At 76.2% G+C, this 391-nt stretch carries 1 protein-coding gene; it reads right to left on the bottom strand.

The window, feature by feature from the left end; genetic code table 11:
* Window positions 1–79: 79 nt before the first annotated feature.
* On the bottom strand, window positions 80–391 hold a 312-nt coding region (locus tag ACL02O_RS34475), incomplete at its 5' end, for a hypothetical protein (protein ID WP_412822366.1).

Raw genomic sequence — 391 nt, 5'->3', positions numbered from 1 at the left:
GAGGGCCGCCCCAGCAGGGTCGGCCCTCGACTGCGTTAGCGTCCTGGGGGACGCAATCAGGAAGGATGTACCTGTGAGTTCAGGACCGCAGGGCGGAGATCGCCCCCGTCGCTACGAGGACCGCGCCGACCGCCGGCCGGGGCGCGACGACGCCCGCCGCGACGACCGTCCGTCGTACCGGGGCAACCGCGACGACCGTCCGGGCGGCTTCGGCGGTGACCGCCGGGAAGGCGGCTCTCGCCAGGGCGGCTTCCGTGGCGGCGACCGTCGGGACGGTGACTTCCGTGGCGGTGACCGCCGCGAGGGCTTCCGCCGCGACGACCGCGGGGGTGGCTTCCGTGGTGGCGACCGCCGTGAGGGCGGCTTCCGCGGCGGCGACCGCGAAGGCGGC

This window comes from Micromonospora mangrovicola (assembly GCF_047200535.1).
GTDB lineage: Bacteria > Actinomycetota > Actinomycetes > Mycobacteriales > Micromonosporaceae > Micromonospora.
Note: the sequence above shows the minus strand (reverse complement) of the source record. Positions and strands in the feature narration are given on the sequence as shown.